The organism is Oleiphilus sp. HI0067 (genome assembly GCF_001635735.1).
Genome location: NZ_LWFI01000510.1, coordinates 1 through 872, shown reverse-complemented (window position 1 = coordinate 872; position 872 = coordinate 1). Strand labels below are relative to the sequence as shown.

The window sequence follows — 872 nt, the reverse complement described above, 5'->3', positions numbered from 1 at the left end:
TCCGATCGACCCTTTCTGGCGTTACCGTCTTCACGGGAGATATGAATTTACAGACGTATGGAGCGTTTCCTCGCACGATGCTCTTTACTACTATCACGATGAGGGTTGGGGGGCGCATGCTGAATTTACGCTGCAGCGACAAGGACCTTGGTTTATCTTCCGGCAAGGAATAGATGGAAAATACGATCATAAAGAACGTCTTTGGGAGCTCGCTCACACCTACTCTTTCTTGCGTGAAATTGACTCAAAAAGGGCTATCAATTATCAAGTAGGGATGCTTGCTGAGACGAAGCCAGAAGTGCAAGCGACTGGGTATTTTGTTAACGCCATTTATCGTAGAAAATTGATGAAGGAATGGCTCTTTTACGAAATGATTCCAGAAATGTATTACCCAAAAGAAGATAACTGGAAGATGGATCCATCGTTTACGATTAAAATAGAAATGGTATTCTCTGAGAAAGAATAAGTATTTCCACTTAAGCTAAATCAGCATTCACATGAATATTACTCCTATCGCATTTGCGAGCACGCCTTTTAAAGAAAAATTTGGTATTCCAAGGCAGCCCTCGCTTATCAAACACGCAAATTCCGTCATAGAATTCGTTTCGCCTTACGATCAACCGGATGCATTCGTTGGCTTAGAACAGTATTCACATCTCTGGCTGCAGTTTGGCTTTCATCAGCACGAACATGCCGAATTCAAGCCTTTAGTTAGACCGCCTAGACTTGGAGGCAATAAAAAAACTGGTGTTTTTGCAACCCGCTCATCATTTAGACCAAATTCTCTGGGACTGTCACTTGTCGAGCTAAAGCAAGTCATTCTCGACAAAAAGACTAGCTTAATCGTCTCATGTCCTGACTTACTCGATGGC

Annotated in this window: 2 protein-coding genes; both read left to right on the top strand. The window is 42.8% G+C overall.

The features are described from left to right. Positions 1-466: hypothetical protein (locus tag A3739_RS29470; RefSeq protein WP_197472102.1), on the top strand; the 466-nt coding region annotated here is incomplete at its 5' end. 31 nt (positions 467-497) lie between these two features. After that, positions 498-872: tRNA (N6-threonylcarbamoyladenosine(37)-N6)-methyltransferase TrmO (gene tsaA, locus A3739_RS06035; protein WP_068500687.1), on the top strand; the 375-nt coding region annotated here is incomplete at its 3' end.